We start from the raw sequence: 18,473 nt of genomic DNA, 5'->3' as shown, positions 1-18,473 counted from the left end.
CGCGTGCGTGGAGCGAGCCACGATGTCGCGCTAGTCGTCGACGAACAGCATCGACACATAAAGGATCGTCGACACGACGATGATGCCGACGCCGACGAACACTTTCGCGCGGTTGAATTCGAGCCCGCCGTTGATCGCAACGGCGATGCCGACGACGGCCGACAGTGTGCCGATCGCCGCCAGCACGACGTGCGCCTTGCTCCAGATCATCTTGCGGCGTGCTTGGCGCTTCGGAGAGTTCCAGGGTTCGATGGGCATCGCAGTGGTCATGATGCGACCGCATAGGCTGCCGAAGCCGGCCCGTCTCGCTGCGAGGGCAAGACGGGCCGGCTGTCGAAGTCGAGCGCTCGTTATTGAATGGGCGTGCCGTCGCGCGTGATCTGAATGGCCGTCGCTGACACGTAGTTCGCGCGGACGCTGTCGCCGACCTTGATTTTGTCGAGCGGCACGTCGGGTGCGACTTGCAGGATCACGCTGCGGTTGGGTCCGCGCAGCGTCACCTGACGCTTCTTGTGGTCGATCTTCTGCACGGTCGCGACCACTTCGATGTTCTGCTTCTGCGTCGACGCGCCGCCTTCCACGGGCGTCGTCGATTGCGATTCGATGCGCGAGCGCACGCCCTTCGAGTCGACCTTGTCCGCCGACAGCAGCAGCGCGCCTTTGTACGAGATGTGCACCTGATCGCCGACCTTGAGCTTCTTCACGTCGCCGACATCAGGATCGACTTCGACGATCGTCGAGTTGCCGCGCGGGCCGCGAATCGTCACCTCGTTCCTGTCGGTGTCGATATGCGTAATGCGCGCCGTCACTTCGGCGACGGCAGCCGTGCCGACCGCATTCGCAGCGGGCGACGATGCCGGATTGTCCTGCGCGCGTGCGTCGATGGCGGGCGCGGCCAGCGTCGCGCAAGCCGCCGCGATGGCCAGGATGCGAATCGAACCGCGAACTGCACGTTGCATATGAGACTCCTCGTTTGTGCGTTGAATGGGCCAATCGTCCGGCTCGGGGCCGTGGCAGTGTAGTGGTCACACTGTTTCGGCCGCGTGGTTTGCTGCCTTCTGTCTCGCGTCGTCGTATACGCGGCGCCGCTCCGCTTCCACGAGCATCCGCTTGCGCTTGATCGATTGCCGGTGAATGGGCGGGCCCATCACGGCCACGTAGTCGTTGTAGCGGTGCTTCTGGAAACGGCGGAAGAAGTCGGGGCCGGGCAGGCCGTTGCTGAGCGCAAGCAGCACGCCGTAGTCGATCGTCGATACTTCCCCGAGCGACGCGATGGCTCGCTCCAGCGCGTCATAGCGCGCAGTGAGCGGATCGCTCGCGCCGAACATCGCGTGAAATCGCTGATAGGTGAGGAGCCGCTCGTGCTCGGCGGCGCGTCGCAACGCCACGACGATACGTTCAACCCGTTCCACTTCCATGTTGCCCTCCACGCGTGAAAATGCGCCGTCGCATACGGAATCGAATGTCGCGCGATGGCGTGTTGCAAATGGTCCGCTTTGCCTTTTATCAGTGAAACTGTTTTTTTGCCAATAAGGCTTGATCTAATTCAATTGTCGTTATGCATTTTGTTTTTCTAAATAAAATTCTCACCGCTTTTTAAAGCAGCAAATAAAACAGGCATGACGGATCATGCCGGCTGGAGTGCGATAGTCCGCCGGCTAGGATGTTGCGTGCTGAAATGCACGTATTGCCATACGACGTTCCCTATGAAAACGCAGCAGGCGCACGTACTGGGTGCGGGCCGTGAGGCTGGAGTCGATGCGATGCAGTAATGGTTACAGCATGCTAGCAAACGATTTCGGCAAGTTCAAGAAAACATCCAAACGCCTTGAAACGTATGATGATGATTTATTGTTTACCGAAACGGACATGGTTATCCTTTTGTTGGATGTTCCGCAATAAAATCCATAAATGATTTTTTAACGCCCATGAAATTTCACGGGCGAGAGACACAGGTGCACTGTAAACATATATCGGTCTTTTAGATGCGTTGCATTTGCTGCGCCATGTCCGTCATCCGGCAATCCGGGCGCTCGTGTTCTGACTATCGACGAGGTCGCTCATGCCTTCACGAAACGAAGAACTGCCGACCGTCATGCGCAGACTCGCCGCGGGCAGGATGCTGATGGAAGGCGCGTCGATCAGCGACGTCGCTGCGCAACTGCACATCTCCGAAAACACCGTGCGCAAATATCGCGCGCTGCTGAACGAGGGCGGGCTGGATTCGTTGAGGCAGATGAGCGTCGGTGGCCGTTCGTCGGTGCTCGACCAAGCGGCGATGCAATGGATCGCTTCTGCGTTAAGCGGCCCCGCGAGCGTTCACGGTTTCCCGTCCGACGCATGGACCAGCAACCGTCTGCGCGAACTGATACGCGCGCACTTCGGCGTCAGCTACTCGCGTGTCTATACGTGGCAGATCGCGACCAATCTCGGTCTCGGGCACCGGCTCACGAAGTCACGCAAATAGTCGTGCGACGGGCCGCTTTACGCGGTCTTCAGCGCGCGGAGGGCAGCAGTTCGCCCCATGCGACGAGAATCTTCTGGATGCTGCGCGCGTAGGAGTCGCGCTCTTTCGGCGACTCCGAGTGATATGCGCCAATCGCGCGCCATGTGTTGCCGTACTTCACCATCTTCTGCTTGATGAGCCATGCGGCGACATAGATGTTCACGCAGGCATCGGTGAGCGCGCGATGCGGAATGCCGAGGCGCTTCAGATCGCTGAAATGAACGGAGTTGATCTGCAATTGCCCGACGTCGATCGAGCCGTTCGCATTGCGATTGATCGCGCTCGCGTCACCCTTCGATTCGTGCCACGCGACTGCGCGCAGAATCAGCGGATTGACGCCCTGGTAGGCGGCTGCCTGTTCGAAGCAGTCGTCGGCGCGCGCGAGGTCGCATGTCAGCGACGATGCGGACAACGTGAGCGCGGCGAGTACGCATTTGAGCAGATGGCGCGAGCGGCGCGTCGCAAGAGGCCGATGAGTGGACACATGAGTGGACACGATTGGACGCTCCGTTGCGGTTATTTCGCCATTGCGAGTTCGAGTTGCTTTTCGACCGAGCGCAGATAGGTGCGCGAAGCGTCGGAGACGACGAGGCGCGCGGCGGGCGCCGTGGGCCTCACGTCGGCGACGGCGCGCGGCTTGCGCTTTTTCGACGTGCGCTTCGGCACGACGGGTTCGTCATCGTCGTCGGATGCGGGCGGCAGCATCGAGAGCGTCGGCAGCGGCGGATAGACCTTGTCGGCAGCGGGCAGACCGGAGACGCCCGGTGCAACGTTTGCGCTGCCTGCCGACAGCGTTCCGGCGACGGCCGGCTGGCCCGCGTGAGCGGTCTGGCTTAGGACGGCGAGCGCGAGGCTCGCCGCGAGGAGAGCGGTCCTGAACATGGCGGGGCTTCCCTTCATGGTGTCGCAGAGGGTGTCGCGGAGATTGGCCTGATCGACACGCTATACGGCTGGTTCGCGCCTGCCGTCAGGTTCTCCAGGCTGATCTTCGCCGGATGCTGCGACGGCACGCCTCGCCAGATGGCCTGATTCAGATACGGCAGGTCCTGGCCGAGGGCGGTGACGAGGATCGTCGTCGGCTGCTTCTGCGAGGCGGCCAGCGCGCCCGCTTTGGCGAGCACGGCCGACAGTTGCGGATCGCGGGCGCCGAGCGCATCGGGCGGAATCGTGAAGCTGATGAGGTCGGTCGACACGGGCGGCCTGTCTGCCTGCGATGCCGTGTTCGTGGGCAATTGCGCGCAACCGGCCATCGCGACGAGAACCATACAAAACGCAAGCTGCTTCACGGACCGCTCCCAGAAGTCGTTGACGCTACATCGGTTTGTCGGCACGGCCGCGGCGAACTTGATATGCGATCCGCAAACGTTTGGCAAATCGGGAAACTTGACTCACGAACGGCCGTCGTGCGGAAACTCTGACCGTCGAAGGCGCGGAAAAACGGTGAGGTTGTCTCGCACGTTTTCGGCGGATGGCGGGCGTGTGCCTTCGGCGAACAGCGGTTTCGCCGCTTTACGTGCGCGATGAGATGTAACAGGCTCGCGATACCGCCGCCGGACATATTCGTGTCACACGGTCAGCGCGATCAACGCGACGCCTGTATCGAACGCAGACCTCGTGCGCGAATACGTGCTGACAGTCGTATGCCGGGAACAGGATGAGATCCACATTCGCACGCTGCTTTCGAACTCGATGTACTCGCAGCCTTTGTCGTTTCAGACCTTGACGAGCGAGGGCTTCGAAGCCGATCCGACGCCCGGGTGAGAAGCGCATTGCAAGCCTTTGCGCGAAGCACGGCAACGCGCTGCTCGCCAACGGGACCCTCGCGAGACATGCGATGCGCGTCCGGAGTATCGTGAGCGGCACGGCAAGGTGGCATGCCTGCTTCTCAATGCGAAGCGCGATGGCTTCGCCTCTTCTCAGGAGATTGCAATGGCCAAGGTTCTCGTTCTCTATTACTCGTCGTACGGTCACATCGAAAAGATGGCCGAAGCAATGGCCGAAGGCGCGCGCAGTGCGGGCGCGCAGGTCGATATCAAGCGCGTGCCGGAGACCGTTCCCGAAGAGGTCGCGAAGAACGCGCACTTCAAGCTCGATCAGCAGGCACCCGTCGCGACGGTGGCGGATCTCGAGCAATACGATGCGATCGTCGTCGGCACGCCGACGCGTTATGGACGCATCTCGTCGCAAATGGCCGCGTTTCTAGACCAGACAGGCGGACTGTGGATGCGCGGCGCGCTGAACGGCAAAGTGGGCGCGGCGTTCTCATCGACGGCGACGCAGCACGGCGGGCAGGAGACGACGCTCTTCTCGGTGATCACGAACCTGATGCACCTTGGCCTGATCATCGTGGGCTTGCCGTACAGCCATCAGGGGATGATGAACATGACGGAGATCGTCGGCGGCGCGCCATATGGCGCAACGACGATCGCATCGGGAGACGGCTCGCGGCAACCCAGTGCAATCGATCTCGAAGGCGCGCGGCATCAGGGCGCGATTGTCGCGAAGACGGCGGCGAAGCTGTTTGGCTGAGCGTGGTTCTTATTGCAGTCGATTGCTGCCGATCGCAGTCGTTCGATTGCAAAGGGAATGACGGACTGAACGCCCAGCGCACGGAATGCAGTCTGCCGTTCAGTGCGTGCAAGTGATGGCGTCTGCTTGCCGGGGATAACGTTGCAAGCTCAACCGTTTGATTGCGCGTTACGCAGTCTCGCCGGGCGGCAACGTCAATTGCGCGATTTCAACGGTATCGAGTTGCTCGAGCACGGCGGGCGTGAGCAACAGTTTCGCCTTGCGAATGCCTGCGCCCATCACGACCTGCTGACGTTCCATCACGGCCGCATCGACGAGAATGCGCCAGCCCGCGGGCAACCCGAACGCAGTAATACCGCCGAATTCCATTGCGCTCTGTTCCGTCGCGACCTCGCGTTGCGCGAACGAAATGCGCTTCGCACCGAGCGCCGCTTTCACCGCGCCGTTCACATCGAGGCGCAGCGAGCCGAGCGTTACCAGCGCGGCGAGATGCTCGCCGCCATCCCTCTTGTAGCGAACGACGATCGTGTTCGCGCAGTCTTCCATCGGAAAGCCGTAGCGGGCGCTGAAGTCGGCGGTATCCGATGCATCGTCGGTGACGGAGAACACGACGATGTCGCGGCTTGCGATCGATGCGGCGACGTGCGCGGGAAGATGCGCGCCGATCTGATCGGGCGCGATGATATCGAGCTTCTGAAGCGGTTCGTGCGAAAGCATGATGGGTATGAACGATCGAGGACAAGGACAGGGCGCACACATTGTACGATTGCCTGTCGCGCGCCGCTGATCCGCACATCACCGTGCCGCATCGATACTCATGCGCGGATTCAAGGCGATTGCGGACCGCTGCGTCCGCAACCTTCGGAAGGGCAGACTTCTTTCTTCAAGAGAGAAACCATCACGTCACCCGAGGTCGTCGAGCAGATTGGCGAGAATCATCTGCGACATGTTGCGCGGACGGCTCGAAGGACGGCTGAACGGTCCATAGACGGCATCGCCGCGCACGATCTCCGCGCCCGTCAATGCGCACACGCCGCGTGAGCGCGCGATGCGGCGCACCCACAGCTGTTCGGTGTAGCGACCGGCCGTCGAGTCGCGCCACGTGATCGAAACCGACTTCGCGCCGAAACGTTCGACGAATGTGATGACGGCAGCGCTGTGCTCGTCCGATGTCGCCTGCGACCTCGCGCGCTCAGCATTCGCGGTGCGTCGGGCCGCGCGCGCCGCGCATGCGCCGTTGTCGCATTTGTCGGACGATGCGGCCCTGGTGTCCTGCGAAGGCAGCTTGCCTAGCCGCGAGATGGTCGTCGTCCACGGATCGCGCAGAGCGGGCTTCGCGGGCGCCGAGCCGCCGCTTGCCGTCTCGCGTCCTACGTCGGCATAAAGCGCCTGTGTGCGGCGCAGTTCGACTTCGGTACTGTTGCGCCGGTTTGCGTGGGCGGGACGCCTGGGTTCGGCCGTAGTACCAGTTGCAGTTCCAATCCTGCTCACGTCGACTCCTCTTCAAAGCACGGCCCTTCGAAGCGGCCATGTCCCTACGACAGAACCTTACGTTCTGTTTCTGATGGCCGCCCGCAGCCGTAAAAGCGGCCACTTGCGCGCGGGCGAAAACGCATGCGCCGCGCGTCGTTGCGCCCTCGCGGCGAACGAACGAAGCGGCTGCACGCTGCAAGACAGCGTAGCGATAAGCTTGTCACGGCCGGCAAAAATGGCCGGTCACATGGCGAGCATGCTAACGGCTTGCTATCGCGGGATAAATGCCGCGAAATTGAACACTCAATTTATCTAATTCAAACAATGGGGCCCCTTTGATGTGCGATAGGGGGCAATCGCTTGCCCGTCGTGCGATTGCGTCGATGCATATGCACAGAAATCGCGCGCGAATCGCGCAGATGCACGCCATAGAAGCTACGTCGAGCAGGGTCTTGCCTTGACTTCGAAATGCGGGCGTCCATACTCGATTGAGGCTTTGGCGCTTCGCCACGAGCTCAATTCATCGCAAGGACACGACCGTTATGGACAAGACAGTGAAGGTGCCCGGCCCCGATCATCCCATCACGATTGCAAAGAGCGGATCGCGCGTCGTCGTGTCCGTGGCGGGGCGCAAGATCGCCGACAGCAAGGATGCGCTTTCCTTTCACGAAGCGTCGTATCCCGAGGTGCTCTACATTCCGCGCAAGGACGTCGACATGTCGTTGCTGGAACGCACCGATCATTCGACGTATTGCCCATACAAGGGCGAGTGCAGTTACTACAGCATTCCCATCGGCGGCGAGCGTTCGGTCAATGCCGTATGGACTTACGAGAGCCCCTACGATGCCGTTGCATCGATCAAGGAACATGTCGCGTTCTATCGCGATCGCGTGGATTCGTTCGAAGTCAGCGCGCAATAAAAGAACTCGCGAATGAACCGCTATCGCTGTGGTTCATTCGCTTGCAGATCGAAAGGCACTGTGAACTGTCTTCGACAATCTGATCAAACGTGACACAAGTGACAAAGATAAAACGTGACAAAAATAAAGCGCGCGTGAACGGATGCGCTTCATGATCGCGCGCCGGTTCACGACGCCGAGTGCGCCGAATTCATCGTCCGCGATATTCGCGACATGCTCGATGTGTTTTGGGGCGATGCGCAGCGACGGCAAATCAGCGTCGCGCGTTTGCGCTGGCGGGAGCCCGCTGCGCGGGAAGGATCGGCGTTGCTGCCGTCGCTGCGCGCGACGGCTAGCGAAGGCGAGAAAAGAAAGGAGCGGCGAGGGCGTCAACGGACGCCCGCGCCGGATTGATGCAACGTTACTCGGCGATCGAGTAGCGCGACGGCTGCGCCGGCTTCACCCCGACGGGCTGTTCGATACGCGCGCTCGCGCCGCGGATGAAGAAGACCGCGCACAACGCCACCAAGGTCCAGACGCAAAAAATAACGGTCAAAGCGCTCATTTCAGATCATTCCAGTAAAACGGGACTGCGGTTACGTACTGCCGTCGGCCGCGATCGCTGTCGGTCAATGCACGGTGTGATGGTCCTGGCCGTCGAACAGAAGCTCGTCGATCATGCGCGTGGTCATCTCGAGCTGCTTTTCGAGCGACATGCGCGCCAGCTCCGCGCTTGCCGCGTCGCCGCGCGCCACGGCAGCGTGCGTCTGGGTAGCAAGACGCAGCACAGTGTCCGAGGCTAGCTGCAGGCCGCGCATCAGATCCTCCTGCGCGAACTCGGCCTCGCTGTTGCATTCCGGCACCGAGGCTTCCGGCGAGCCGGTTTCGAACTCCAGATTTCTGTTGTATCGGTAAGACATCTCAGGCTCCTCGGTGCACTAGCACGATTGAAGTGTGCGCCGCGGGACCTCTTTTCAATTCGTCGAACAGAGGCCGGTTTTCAACCCATTCCAGCACCGCCGCGCCAACCTCGCTTTCCGCTGAGCATTTGCGCCGCGAGCAGCGGTGATCGCGCGCTGCGATTATCCAGCTATGCACACACACGCTCTCTTTTCCGCTTCGGACGAATAGTAAGCAACTGTTATCGCGCGGTCTGCAAGGGCTGGCCCTGGGTTGCGTCGCCGCCCGTTACCGCGCGGGTCATAGTGCGTGGCTCGCGCGCCCGCTCCGTCGGCGTGCCGTAATGTGCGGTCACAACTGTTTGCGAACAGTTTCTGCAGCGTCTGCTCCAATGTCGCAAGGAGAAGGGAGAACGATCATGAAAAAATTACTGACGCTGGCAGCCGTCGTCACGGCGACGATCGCGCTGGGGGGCTGCGTCGTCGCACCGCCTTATGGTTATGCGTATGCACCGGACTATGGCTACGCGCCGGGATATTACGCGGGACCGTCGGTGAGCGTCGGCGTCGGCTATAGCTGCTGCTGGGGCCACGGCGGATGGGGCCATGGCGGGTGGCATCGATAGGTGGCTTGCATGCGCCGCGCGCGATTCTACGGGAGGGATGCGAAACGGGTAGCGCGTGAGTGAACAGCGCGCATCGGGCATTCGGCGCCACTGTTGCGCGCGCGCACATGACCGCGGCGCGGACTGCGTCTGAGGTACGATCACGGGGCTGGGAACGCCCGACATACCCGGCGCTCTCAATGCAACGACTCCGCAACGCCACCTACGTTTTCACACCGAGCATGGACTACCGCGTTACCTACGAGCACAGCCTCGCCACCGCCCCCGACGACTTCATCGTGAATGTGCCGTCACAACTGGTATCGGATGTGCCGTCGAATATTCCAAGGGCGCTGTTGCCCGAAGTCATCGAGAAGCTGATTCTCGAACGCTCGCCGCGCATTGGCCGCATTCGCAATCTGAAGCTCATCTGACGCTCCGCGTCTGACGCCACATCTGACGCCAATTCGCCATTCCCACCCTCGCGGCCGGTTTCCAATGCCGGCCGCGTCCGCTTGAAAACGGCTTGCTTGCCCCGCATGTCTGGCTCTCGTCCATCCGGAGCCTTCTCATGGGAAGCCGTCCCCGTTTTATCGACGATCTGTCGGGCGCCTCGTTGAACGCCGCCGCGCCCGGATCGTCCGACGACGATGCTCTCCTCGACGCCTATTCGCGCACCATCATCGATGCGCTCGAACGGGTGCGGGCGGCCGTCGTCTTCATCACCGTCGAGCGCCGCGTGCCGGGCGCGCCGGAGCGCCACGCGCGCGCGGGCACCGGCTCCGGTTTCATTTTCACGCCCGATGGCTATCTGCTCACCAACAGCCACGTCGTGCACGGCGCGACGCATATCCGCGTGCAGCTCGCCGACGGTACCAGGTTCGACGCCGATCTCGTCGGCGATGATCCGCACAGCGATCTGGCCGTGCTGCGCATCGGCTCGCCGGAGCCGCTGCCGCATGTCGCGCTCGGCGAATCGGGAAAATTGCGCGTCGGGCAGATCGCGGTTGCCGTCGGCAATCCGCTCGGGCTCGAACAGACGGTCACGGCGGGCGTCGTGTCCGCGCTCGGCCGCTCGCTGCGCTCGAATTCAGGCCGCATGATCTACGACGTGATCCAGACGGACGCCGCGCTCAATCCCGGCAACTCGGGCGGTCCGCTGATCAATTCGGCGGGGCAGGTGATCGGCGTGAACACGGCGATCATTCCGGGCGCGCAGTCGATCAGCTTCGCGACGGCCATCGACACGGCCAAGTGGGTCATCATGCAGATCTTCGCGCATGGCCGCGTGCGGCGCGCGTACATCGGCGTGGCGGGGACGACGATGGCGCTGCCGCGCCGCGTGCAGCGCTATTTCGATCTGACTTCGGACAGCGGCGTGCGCGTGATGGAGATCGTCAAGGGCAGTCCCGCGGCATCGGGCGGCCTGCGCACCGACGATACGATCGTCGCGATCGACGGGCAGATCGTCGATGGCGTCGATACGTTGCAGCGTGCGCTCGACGGCACGAAGATCGGCCGTGCGGTGAACGTGAGCGTGCTGCGCGGCACGCAGCGGGTCGAAGTGACTGTGACGCCCGTCGAGCAGACCGCCTGAAAGCGGCCTGAAAGCGGCCTAAAAGAGCTGTCGCTGGCCTGACGCGAGCGTCGTGAAATCGTCGCGCAGCAACGGCAGGATCGCATCGGCGACGGGCTGGAGCTGGCGCGTCAGGTAGTGCTCGTAATCGATGTCCGAGCGCAGCGTTTCCAGCGGTTCGGGGCCGCCGCTCGTCATCACGTAGCTGATCCAGCCGCCGTTCTGATATTGCAACGGGCGGCCGCGCTGCCGGTTGAATTCGTCGGCGGTGCGCGCGGCGCGCACGTGCGGCGGCACGTTGCGCTCGTAGTCGGAGAGCGGCCGGCGCAGCCGCTTGCGATAGACGAGCAGATCGTCGAACTCGCCCGCGAGCGTACGCCGCACGTAATCGCGCACGTAGTCGCGATACGGCTGCTGTTTGAAGATGCGCAGATACAGTTCCTGCTGGAAGCGCTGCGCAAGCGGCGTCCAGTCGGTGCGCACGGTTTCGAGCCCCTTGTAGACGACTTCCTCGCTGCCGTCGGCGGCCACCGTCAGGCCCGCGTAGCGCTTCTTGCTGCCTTCTTCCGCGCCGCGCACGGTCGGCATGAAAAAGCGCTTGTAGTGCCGCTCGAATTGCAGTTCGAGCGCACTTTCCAGACCGAATCGCTCGCGCACGTGGTCGCGCCACCACGCATTGATCTTGCCGACCAGTTCGCGCCCGATGCGCGCCGCGTCTTCTTCGTCATGCGCGTGCCTGAGCCAGACGAAGGTCGAGTCGGTATCGCCGTAGATCACTGCGTAGCCGCTCGCTTCGATCAGCTCGCGCGTGCGATGCATGATCTCGTGGCCGCGCATCGTGATCGACGACGCGAGCCGCGGATCGAAGAAGCGGCAGCCCGTCGAGCCGAGCACGCCGTAAAACGCATTCATGATGATCTTCAGCGCCTGCGACAGCGGCTTGTTCTTCTCGCGCTTCGCGGCTTCGCGTCCTTCCCACACTTGCGCGACGATCGACGGCAGGCAGTGGCGCGTGCGCGAAAAGCGCGCGCCGAGAAAGCCGGGCACCGAATGCGCGTCGTCGGGATGGCGCACGCCGTCGACGAGGCCGACGGGATCAATCAGAAACGTGCGGATGATCGACGGATACAGGCTCTTGTAGTCGAGCACGAGCACGGAATCGTAGAGGCCGGGCTTCGAATCCATCACGAAGCCGCCGGGACTCGCCGCGCCCGCCACGTCGCCGAGATTCGGCGCGACGTAGCCGAGCCGGTGCATGCGCGGCATGTACAGATGCGTGAACGCAGCGACCGATCCGCCGCTGCGATCGGCGGGCAGTCCTGTGACGGTCGCGCGTTCGAGCAGGAAGGGCAGCAGCTCCGTTTTCTCGAAGATGCGCGTGACGAGCTCGCAGTCCTTCAGGTTGTAGCGGGCGAGCGCGGGTTTGTCTTCGTCGAAGCGGCGCTGGATTTCGTCCATCCGCTGATACGGGTTATCGATCGACTTGCCCTCGCCGAGCACTGCCTGCGCGACGTATTCGAGGCTGAACGACGGAAAGCTCCACGTCGCGGAACGCAGCGCCTCGATGCCGTCGATGATCAGCCGCCCCGCCGCGCCCGCGAAGAAATGGTTCTGCTTGAGGCCGTGCTCGCGCCATTCCATCACGGCGCCGCCGCGTCCGATGCGCAGCGGCACGCCGTGTTGTTCCGCCGTATCGCGCAGCACCTTCAGGTCGAACTGCACGAGATTCCAGCCGATGATCGCATCGGGATCGTGCCGCTCGAACCATTCGATCAGCCGCTCGATCAGTTGCGCGCGCGTGTCGCAATACTCGAGCGCGAAGTCGAGGTCCGAGTTCTCAGCGTTGGGCGGGCCGAGCATATACACCTGACGCTGCCCGCAGCCTTCGAGCGCAATCGAATACAGCTCGGCGCGCGCGCTGGTTTCGATGTCGAGCGACACGAGCCTGAGCTTTGGACGGTAGCCGCTCGCGGACTTCATGTCGGCGTTCAGCAGCGGGCCACCAGCGGGATTCGGCTCGCCGCCGAACAGCACGGGCGCGGTGATGAACCGCTCCATCATGTAGCGCTCGTGCGGAAACACGTCGGCTTCGTACACGTCGACGCCGCCTTGCTTCAGCCGCTTTTCGAGTGCGATGAGCTGCCGGTATTGCGGGCAATACAGCCCCAGCACCGGCCGATGGTTGAAATCGCACAGGTCGAGTTCGCGCAATTCGACGTTCTTCTCACGGTGCAACACGGCTTGCGCGCGCTCGCGCTGCGTGGCGGGAATGAACGCGACGCACGGCTGCGGGCGCAGGCGGACGTGGCGCGGACCGTCATCGGTGGCGAGCCAGAACTCGATTTCCGTCCCGGCGGCCGTATCGCGCCAATGGCGGGTGAGGAGGAACCCCTGTTGAAGCTCGGACAAGCTGAAAACCCCTGCGCGGACACTTTTTGCCGTCATTCTACCCGCGACAGAAGGCGTGCGCCGCAGGCGCTTTCCCTTGTCGGACGGGCGTTCGGGCCAGGTTTGGGCAGTCGATAGAAAATATAAATTGACTGAATCGTAACAATCAAATTTATTAAATTCGGCGTCTTCTTCATACTTCAATCCAACGCACCACCCAACCCAACTCAACTGAAGAGGACGCATCAGATGCCGATCATCAACACCCAGGTCAAACCGTTCAAGGCCACCGCATACCACAACGGCGATTTCGTGACCGTCACCGACGAGAGCTTCAAGGGCAAGTGGTCCGTCGTCGTGTTCTATCCGGCCGACTTCACCTTCGTGTGCCCGACCGAACTGGGCGATCTGGCCGATCGCTACGAAGAGTTGAAGAAAATCGGCGTTGAAATCTACAGCGTGTCGACGGATACGCACTTCACGCACAAGGCATGGCACGACACGTCGGACACGATCGAGAAGATCAAGTACCCGATGATCGCCGACCCGACGCTCGCGATCTCGCGCAACTTCGACGTGCTGATCGAAGAAGAAGGCCTCGCGCTGCGCGGCACGTTCGTGATCAACCCGGAAGGCGAGATCAAGCTGTGCGAAATCCACGACAACGGCATCGGCCGTGACGCAGGCGAGCTGCTGCGCAAGGTGCAGGCTGCGCAATACATCGCGGCGCACCCGGGCGAAGTCTGCCCCGCCAAGTGGACGCCCGGCGCCGAGACGCTGACGCCGTCGCTGGACCTCGTCGGCAAGATCTAAGCCGCTGGTCCGCCAGAAGCCACACGCTCTTCGCTGTACCTCTGCTTTCAGCGGCGCCACTGATGAAGTGGCGCCGCGTGAGGCAGTCCGCAAGGTCACGCCTTGCGAACTGCTTTACTGCCGCGCGTCCGCTTTGTCGAAAAAGCGCGCAGGGCACGAATCGAACATCCATTCCCATCTCGCCACGGACCCGAAAAACCATGCTCGACGCGAATCTGAAGACCCAACTCAAAGCCTACCTCGAGAAAGTCAGCCGTCCCATCGAGATCGTCGCTTCGATCGACGACAGCGCGAAATCGCAGGAACTGATCGCGCTGCTGAACGACATCGCAACGCTGTCGGAGCGCGTGAGCGTGATCGAGCGCCGCGGCGACGACGCTCGCAAGCCGTCGTTTTCGATCGGCGAGCCGGGCAAGGCTGCCGGCATCCGCTTCGCCGGCATTCCGATGGGCCATGAGTTCACGTCGCTGGTGCTCGCGCTGCTGCAAACGGGTGGCCATCCGATCAAGCTCGACGATGCCGTGATCCAGCAGATTCGCGAACTCGACGGCGACTACGCGTTCGAGACGTACTTCTCGCTGTCGTGCCAGAACTGCCCGGAAGTCGTGCAGGCGCTCAACATCATGGCGCTGATCAACCCGCATATCCGCCATACGGCGATCGACGGCGCGCTGTTTCAGAACGAAGTCGAGTCGCGTCAGATCATGGCGGTGCCGACGATGTTCCTGAACGGCGAAGTGTTCGGCCAGGGCCGCAGCGGCGTGAAGGAAATCCTCGCGAAGCTCGATACCAACGCCGGCGCGCGCGCCGCGAAGGAACTGGAGAAGAAGCCGGTGTTCGACGTGCTGATCGTGGGCGGCGGTCCCGCGGGTGCGGCGGCTGCGATCTATTCGGCGCGCAAGGGCATCAAGACGGGTGTGGTCGCGGAACGTTTCGGCGGCCAGGTGCTCGATACGCTTGCGATCGAAAACTTCGTTTCGGTGCAGGAGACGGAAGGACCGAAGTTCGCCACGGCTCTCGAACAGCACGTGAAGAGCTATGAAGTCGACGTAATGGACGTGCAGCGCGCCGAAGCGCTGATTCCGGGGCGCATCAACGAAGTGCGGCTCGCGAGCGGCGCGGTGCTGAAGGCGAAGACGATCGTGCTGGCAACGGGCGCGCGCTGGCGCGAGATCAACGTGCCCGGCGAGCGCGAGTATCGCAATCACGGTGTCGCCTACTGCCCGCATTGCGACGGCCCGCTCTTCAAGGGCAAGCGCGTCGCGGTGATCGGCGGCGGCAATTCGGGCGTCGAAGCGGCGATCGATCTGGCGGGCATCGTGAGCCAGGTCACGCTGATCGAATTCGGCGCAACGCTGCGCGCCGACGAAGTGCTGCAACGCAAGCTGCGCAGCCTCGCGAACGTGACGGTCGTCACGCAGGCGCAAACGACGGAAATCACAGGCGATGGCAAGAAGGTCAACGGCTTGACCTACACGAACCGCGCGTCGGGCGAGTCGAAGCATGTCGAGCTCGAAGGCGTGTTCGTGCAGATCGGTCTCGTGCCGAACACCGAATGGCTGAAGGGCACGGTCGAACTGTCGAAGCACGGCGAGATCGTCGTCGACGCGAAGGGTGCGACTTCGGTGCCCGGCGTATTCGCCGCGGGTGACGTAACGACGGTGCCGTTCAAGCAGATCGTGATCGCCGTGGGCGAGGGCGCGAAGGCATCGCTGGCGGCGTTCGATCACCTCATCCGCACGAGCGTCGACGATGCGGAAGACGCGCAGGCCGCGGAACTGGCCGAGGCTTGATCGACGGTTCCAGAATCGATGCAGGTGGACGGGCTAGCTTCGGCTAGCCCGTTTTTTGTTTGGGCGGGCCCGATGCGCGGGCGCGCTCGTTCGAAAGGCTGCCGTCGGCTGCTGCGAAATCATGTCGCACGGCCGTTGCGCATGCGCGCACTATCATGAACGTGTTCCCGACCTGCACACATCGATTCGACAATGGCCAAGAAATTTCCACTGCATCCGATGCATCCTGAACGGATCTGCTGGGGATGCGATCATTACTGCCCTAAAGATTCGATGCAGTGCGGCAATGGGTCCAGCAGAACACAGCACCCCATCGAACTGCTCGGCGACGACTGGTACACGGTCGGCGACTGGGGCATCGAGGTTCCTGAAGTAGCGAATGAATCGCATAGCGTGCCGCAGTAGACCTTGCGTCCTCGAAGCGGTTGCACACTCATCTCACTCATCTCCTCCTGAACGAGCCAGCGCGCTCGATACTTCCGCGAAGCAATCTCCGCTTCGTGAGTCGACGTCATCGACCTGTCGTCCTTTTCCTCGATCGCCGCTGACATGAAGGTGCATCGGTGTTCGGGTCGATTGACCAATCTTGACAGTAACGACCAATCCTCTGTGCTACCGTTTTTTGAATATCGATTCGGAATGCAAATCGATAAATCAAGGCATCGTGATCGCACTTAACCGGAAATTCTTGGAGGAGAAAGCTGTTGAAGAATCTTGCAAAACTGACGTTGATCGGCCTCTCGTTGACCGCTTTGACGCTGATGGGCTGCGGCAAGAAAGAGCCGCAGTCTCAGGCTGTCGCTCAAGGCGCTGGCGGGGCTGATGAAGAAGTGGTGAAGATCGGCCACGTGGGGCCGCTGACAGGCGGCAGCAGCCACCTCGGCAAGGACAACGAGAACGGCGCGCGTCTTGCCGTGGAAGAGATCAACAAGACGGGGCTCGTGATCGCCGGGCACAAGGTGCGTCTCGAACTGGACGGCGAAGACGACGCAGCCGATCCGAAGACGGGAACGCAGATCGCGCAGAAGTTCGTCGACGAGCACGTCGTCGCGGTGATCGGCCACTTGAACTCCGGCGTCTCGATTCCCGCGTCACGCATCTACAACGATGCGAACATCGTCGAGATTTCGCCGTCGTCGACCAATCCGGACTATACGAAACAGGGTTACAAGAGCGCGTATCGCGTGGTCGCGACGGATGCGCAGCAGGGGCCCGCGCTCGGCGACTATGCGCTTAAGTCGCTGCATGCGAAGTCGATTGCAGTCGTCGACGACGCGACGGCGTACGGCAAGGGTCTCGCCGACGAGTTCGCGAAAGCGGCGCAGGCGGGCGGCGGACGCATCGTCGCGCGCGAGGCCACGACCGACAAGGCAGCCGATTTCCGCGCCATTCTCACCACGATCAAGAGTGCGCATCCCGACGTCATCATGTTCGGCGGCATGGATTCGACCGTCGGCCCGTTCATCCGCCAGGCGGCCGCGCTCGGTTTGACCGCCAAGGTGCTGAGCGGCGATGGCGCGTGCACGGAGAAAGTGGCCGAACTCGCGGGCGACGCGGTGAACAATCTTGTCTGTTCTGAAGCGAGTCTCGCCGTGTCGCGCATGCCGAAGGGCGCTGAGTTCGAAAAGCGCTTCGAGGCGCGCTTCAATGGGCCGATTCTCTTCAACGCGCCGTTTGCGTACGACGCTGTGTACGTCGTCGCCGACGCGATGAAGCGGGCCAACACGACGGATGCCGCAAAGGTGCTGGACGCCATCCCTGCCACCGATTACAACGGCGTCATCGGCCATATCGCATTCGATGCGCACGGCGACATGAAGGAAGGCGCGATCACGCTGTATCACTATCAGGACAGGAAGAAGACACTTCTCGATGTCGTGAAGTTCGGTGGCGCGTCGGCCTGAGTCGGATCAAGAGGGTCGGTGCACCCGGCGCGGCTTCTGCCTGGCGCGAGCCGCGCTGTCCGTTACCGGCTTTCCGCTTGCGCCAGCCGCTTCCTTGCCGATCCCGGATGGATTGACGCCGCCCAGCATTAGTTGTTCGCTGGACCAGTGGTAGTAAACGTTCGGGCGATGCGCGCCAGTCTTGCGAACCGCTTTGCGCTTACGCCGCATCGTGCGCGCAGGCATCGGTTTCGGCGCGTGAACTTTGGCGGCGGGCTTCGCAGGTGCGCCAGTGAGACTTTCCAACGGCAGCACGACGATCGTCGGCTCGGGACCGTGTTGAACCGCTAACACGTCGGCGGCACACAGGGCGAGCCCGCATGCCGTGAGCGCGAGCCGACGGACTAACGTGATGAGACGCACGCGTGCGCGCCACTCGTGACGCCTTTCGATGCGCCGCCTCGCGCGAGCGTGGGCATATGGCTTCTGACGGATCAAGATTCCGATCCGGCGGCCGACGTCAATTTGTCGGCTGTCTTTCCGATCCGCTCGATCTGTACGCGTCTGGACCGCGCGTGTGTCAGTCCTAATGCCTTCGCCGCGGCGTAAGAGAGATCGATGATGCGGCCCTTCACGAACGGACCGCGATCGTTGATGCGCACGACCACCGACTTTTCCGTTGCCAACAAAGTGACGCGCACATACGACCCGAACGGCAGCGTGCGATGAGCGGCCGTCATCGACAGATGGTCGTAGCGTTCTCCGTTTGCGGTCCGGCGTCCCTGGAACTTTGTTGCATACCACGAGGCATCGCCTGATTGCGGCGCACTACCCATAGATTTGAACGCGATGTTCAAGGGCGGCGCGAGTGGCTCGCTTGCTGAAATGTCGCCAGAAGCGGCGGTCGACGTGATCGGCGCCGGATCCGGGATGGTTACGTTCGCACTGGGTGCCTGGTGGTCAGTCGGGTTTTGCGCACAAGCGACACATAAACCTGAAATAAATAGTATTCCAAAGTAGCGAATAGACAGCACGATCGATCCTGAATCGTCACGAGAAACGGGATCTAACGGGTCTCGAAAAATTCGCGTTGACGAAATATCGGCGTC

At 62.2% G+C, this 18,473-nt stretch carries 23 protein-coding genes and 1 pseudogene; 11 read left to right on the top strand and 13 right to left on the bottom strand.

The features are described 5' to 3' along the window. Positions 1–30 precede the first annotated feature (30 nt). From BMW76_RS18165 to BMW76_RS18155, 3 genes are all read right to left on the bottom strand, one after another. Entirely contained in the window at positions 31–258 is a 228-nt protein-coding gene (locus BMW76_RS18165; RefSeq protein WP_090867660.1) for a DUF2964 family protein, read from the bottom strand. Positions 259–350: 92 nt separating this feature from the next. Continuing rightward, positions 351–959, bottom strand: coding sequence for a copper resistance CopC family protein (locus BMW76_RS18160; protein ID WP_090867466.1), 609 nt, complete (start codon positions 957–959; stop codon positions 351–353). 66 nt (positions 960–1,025) lie between these two features. After that, on the bottom strand, positions 1,026–1,418 hold the full coding sequence (locus tag BMW76_RS18155) for a hypothetical protein (protein WP_090867462.1): 393 nt from the start codon (positions 1,416–1,418) through the stop codon (positions 1,026–1,028). A gap of 644 nt (positions 1,419–2,062) precedes the next feature. On the opposite strand from BMW76_RS18155, the gene BMW76_RS18150 reads away from it, so the two are divergent. Continuing rightward, positions 2,063–2,467, top strand: coding sequence for a helix-turn-helix domain-containing protein (locus tag BMW76_RS18150; RefSeq protein WP_090867460.1), 405 nt, complete (start codon positions 2,063–2,065; stop codon positions 2,465–2,467). A 28-nt stretch (positions 2,468–2,495) separates the two neighbouring features. Here BMW76_RS18150 and BMW76_RS18145 read toward each other — a convergent pair whose 3' ends face one another. Genes BMW76_RS18145 through BMW76_RS18135 form a run of 3 tightly spaced genes read right to left on the bottom strand, consistent with a single transcriptional unit; the run spans position 2,496 to position 3,771 of the window. After that, entirely contained in the window at positions 2,496–2,990 is a 495-nt protein-coding gene (locus BMW76_RS18145; protein WP_090867458.1) for a lytic transglycosylase domain-containing protein, read from the bottom strand. Between the two features lie 32 nt (positions 2,991–3,022). Then, on the bottom strand, positions 3,023–3,388 hold the full coding sequence (locus BMW76_RS18140) for a hypothetical protein (RefSeq protein WP_090867456.1): 366 nt from the start codon (positions 3,386–3,388) through the stop codon (positions 3,023–3,025). 14 nt (positions 3,389–3,402) lie between these two features. Then, positions 3,403–3,771, bottom strand: a complete 369-nt coding sequence (locus BMW76_RS18135; RefSeq protein ID WP_090867454.1) for a hypothetical protein — start codon at positions 3,769–3,771, stop codon at positions 3,403–3,405. Between the two features lie 313 nt (positions 3,772–4,084). On the opposite strand from BMW76_RS18135, the pseudogene BMW76_RS18130 reads away from it, so the two are divergent. Both BMW76_RS18130 and wrbA read left to right on the top strand, forming a co-directional pair. Beyond that, positions 4,085–4,255: pseudogene (locus tag BMW76_RS18130) on the top strand (MgtC/SapB family protein); the annotation flags it as partial. Between the two features lie 180 nt (positions 4,256–4,435). Then, positions 4,436–5,035 carry an NAD(P)H:quinone oxidoreductase gene (wrbA, locus tag BMW76_RS18125; protein WP_090867452.1) on the top strand — a complete coding sequence of 200 codons (600 nt, stop codon included), beginning with the start codon at positions 4,436–4,438 and terminating at the stop codon, positions 5,033–5,035. A 168-nt stretch (positions 5,036–5,203) separates the two neighbouring features. On the opposite strand, the gene BMW76_RS18120 is transcribed toward wrbA, so the two are convergent. Beyond that, the gene (locus BMW76_RS18120; RefSeq protein WP_090867449.1) at positions 5,204–5,752 is read right to left on the bottom strand and encodes a YbaK/EbsC family protein; all 549 of its coding nucleotides are present in this window, start codon (positions 5,750–5,752) and stop codon (positions 5,204–5,206) included. Between the two features lie 186 nt (positions 5,753–5,938). Then, the gene (locus BMW76_RS18115) at positions 5,939–6,526 is read right to left on the bottom strand and encodes a DUF3331 domain-containing protein (RefSeq protein WP_090867447.1); all 588 of its coding nucleotides are present in this window, start codon (positions 6,524–6,526) and stop codon (positions 5,939–5,941) included. 524 nt (positions 6,527–7,050) lie between these two features. Here BMW76_RS18115 and BMW76_RS18110 point away from each other — a divergent pair. Then, positions 7,051–7,428: a DUF427 domain-containing protein gene (locus BMW76_RS18110; RefSeq protein WP_090867445.1), complete on the top strand. Its 378-nt coding sequence runs from the start codon at positions 7,051–7,053 to the stop codon at positions 7,426–7,428. A 400-nt stretch (positions 7,429–7,828) separates the two neighbouring features. On the opposite strand, the gene BMW76_RS41185 is transcribed toward BMW76_RS18110, so the two are convergent. Together BMW76_RS41185 and BMW76_RS18100 are read right to left on the bottom strand one after the other, a co-directional pair. Then, positions 7,829–7,972, bottom strand: coding sequence for a hypothetical protein (locus tag BMW76_RS41185; protein ID WP_177200421.1), 144 nt, complete (start codon positions 7,970–7,972; stop codon positions 7,829–7,831). 64 nt (positions 7,973–8,036) lie between these two features. Further along, positions 8,037–8,327: a hypothetical protein gene (locus tag BMW76_RS18100; protein ID WP_090867441.1), complete on the bottom strand. Its 291-nt coding sequence runs from the start codon at positions 8,325–8,327 to the stop codon at positions 8,037–8,039. Between the two features lie 398 nt (positions 8,328–8,725). Between BMW76_RS18100 and BMW76_RS18095 the strand changes: the two genes are divergently transcribed. The 3 genes from BMW76_RS18095 to BMW76_RS18085 all read left to right on the top strand — a co-directional run bounded on the left by BMW76_RS18095 (position 8,726) and on the right by BMW76_RS18085 (position 10,508). Further along, the gene (locus tag BMW76_RS18095) at positions 8,726–8,932 is read left to right on the top strand and encodes a hypothetical protein (RefSeq protein WP_090867438.1); all 207 of its coding nucleotides are present in this window, start codon (positions 8,726–8,728) and stop codon (positions 8,930–8,932) included. 221 nt (positions 8,933–9,153) lie between these two features. Beyond that, complete coding sequence (locus tag BMW76_RS18090; protein ID WP_090867436.1) at positions 9,154–9,345, top strand: hypothetical protein; 192 nt, start codon at positions 9,154–9,156, stop codon at positions 9,343–9,345. A 137-nt stretch (positions 9,346–9,482) separates the two neighbouring features. After that, positions 9,483–10,508 (top strand): S1C family serine protease, encoded by a 1,026-nt coding sequence (locus BMW76_RS18085; RefSeq protein WP_090867434.1) that lies wholly within the window; start codon positions 9,483–9,485, stop codon positions 10,506–10,508. 18 nt (positions 10,509–10,526) lie between these two features. Here BMW76_RS18085 and BMW76_RS18080 read toward each other — a convergent pair whose 3' ends face one another. Further along, on the bottom strand, positions 10,527–12,896 hold the full coding sequence (locus BMW76_RS18080; RefSeq protein WP_090867658.1) for a DNA polymerase II: 2,370 nt from the start codon (positions 12,894–12,896) through the stop codon (positions 10,527–10,529). 228 nt (positions 12,897–13,124) lie between these two features. Between BMW76_RS18080 and ahpC the strand changes: the two genes are divergently transcribed. From ahpC to BMW76_RS18060, 4 genes are all read left to right on the top strand, one after another. Next, the gene (gene ahpC / locus BMW76_RS18075; protein ID WP_090867432.1) at positions 13,125–13,688 is read left to right on the top strand and encodes an alkyl hydroperoxide reductase subunit C; all 564 of its coding nucleotides are present in this window, start codon (positions 13,125–13,127) and stop codon (positions 13,686–13,688) included. Positions 13,689–13,888: 200 nt separating this feature from the next. Beyond that, entirely contained in the window at positions 13,889–15,481 is a 1,593-nt protein-coding gene (gene ahpF / locus BMW76_RS18070; RefSeq protein ID WP_090867430.1) for an alkyl hydroperoxide reductase subunit F, read from the top strand. A 192-nt stretch (positions 15,482–15,673) separates the two neighbouring features. Next, positions 15,674–15,886: a DUF3079 domain-containing protein gene (locus BMW76_RS18065; protein WP_090867428.1), complete on the top strand. Its 213-nt coding sequence runs from the start codon at positions 15,674–15,676 to the stop codon at positions 15,884–15,886. 356 nt (positions 15,887–16,242) lie between these two features. Beyond that, the gene (locus BMW76_RS18060; RefSeq protein ID WP_245763273.1) at positions 16,243–17,385 is read left to right on the top strand and encodes a branched-chain amino acid ABC transporter substrate-binding protein; all 1,143 of its coding nucleotides are present in this window, start codon (positions 16,243–16,245) and stop codon (positions 17,383–17,385) included. A gap of 6 nt (positions 17,386–17,391) precedes the next feature. Here the strand turns inward: BMW76_RS18060 and BMW76_RS18055 are convergent, their stop codons facing one another. Together BMW76_RS18055 and BMW76_RS41880 are read right to left on the bottom strand one after the other, a co-directional pair. After that, on the bottom strand, positions 17,392–17,787 hold the full coding sequence (locus BMW76_RS18055) for a hypothetical protein (RefSeq protein ID WP_090867424.1): 396 nt from the start codon (positions 17,785–17,787) through the stop codon (positions 17,392–17,394). 71 nt (positions 17,788–17,858) lie between these two features. Next, positions 17,859–18,398: a septal ring lytic transglycosylase RlpA family protein gene (locus BMW76_RS41880; RefSeq protein WP_245763267.1), complete on the bottom strand. Its 540-nt coding sequence runs from the start codon at positions 18,396–18,398 to the stop codon at positions 17,859–17,861. Between the last annotated feature and the right edge of the window lie 75 nt (positions 18,399–18,473).

Source organism: Paraburkholderia diazotrophica (assembly GCF_900108945.1).
Classification (GTDB): Bacteria; Pseudomonadota; Gammaproteobacteria; order Burkholderiales; family Burkholderiaceae; genus Paraburkholderia; species Paraburkholderia diazotrophica.
This window is presented reverse-complemented; position numbering and strand designations above follow the sequence as displayed.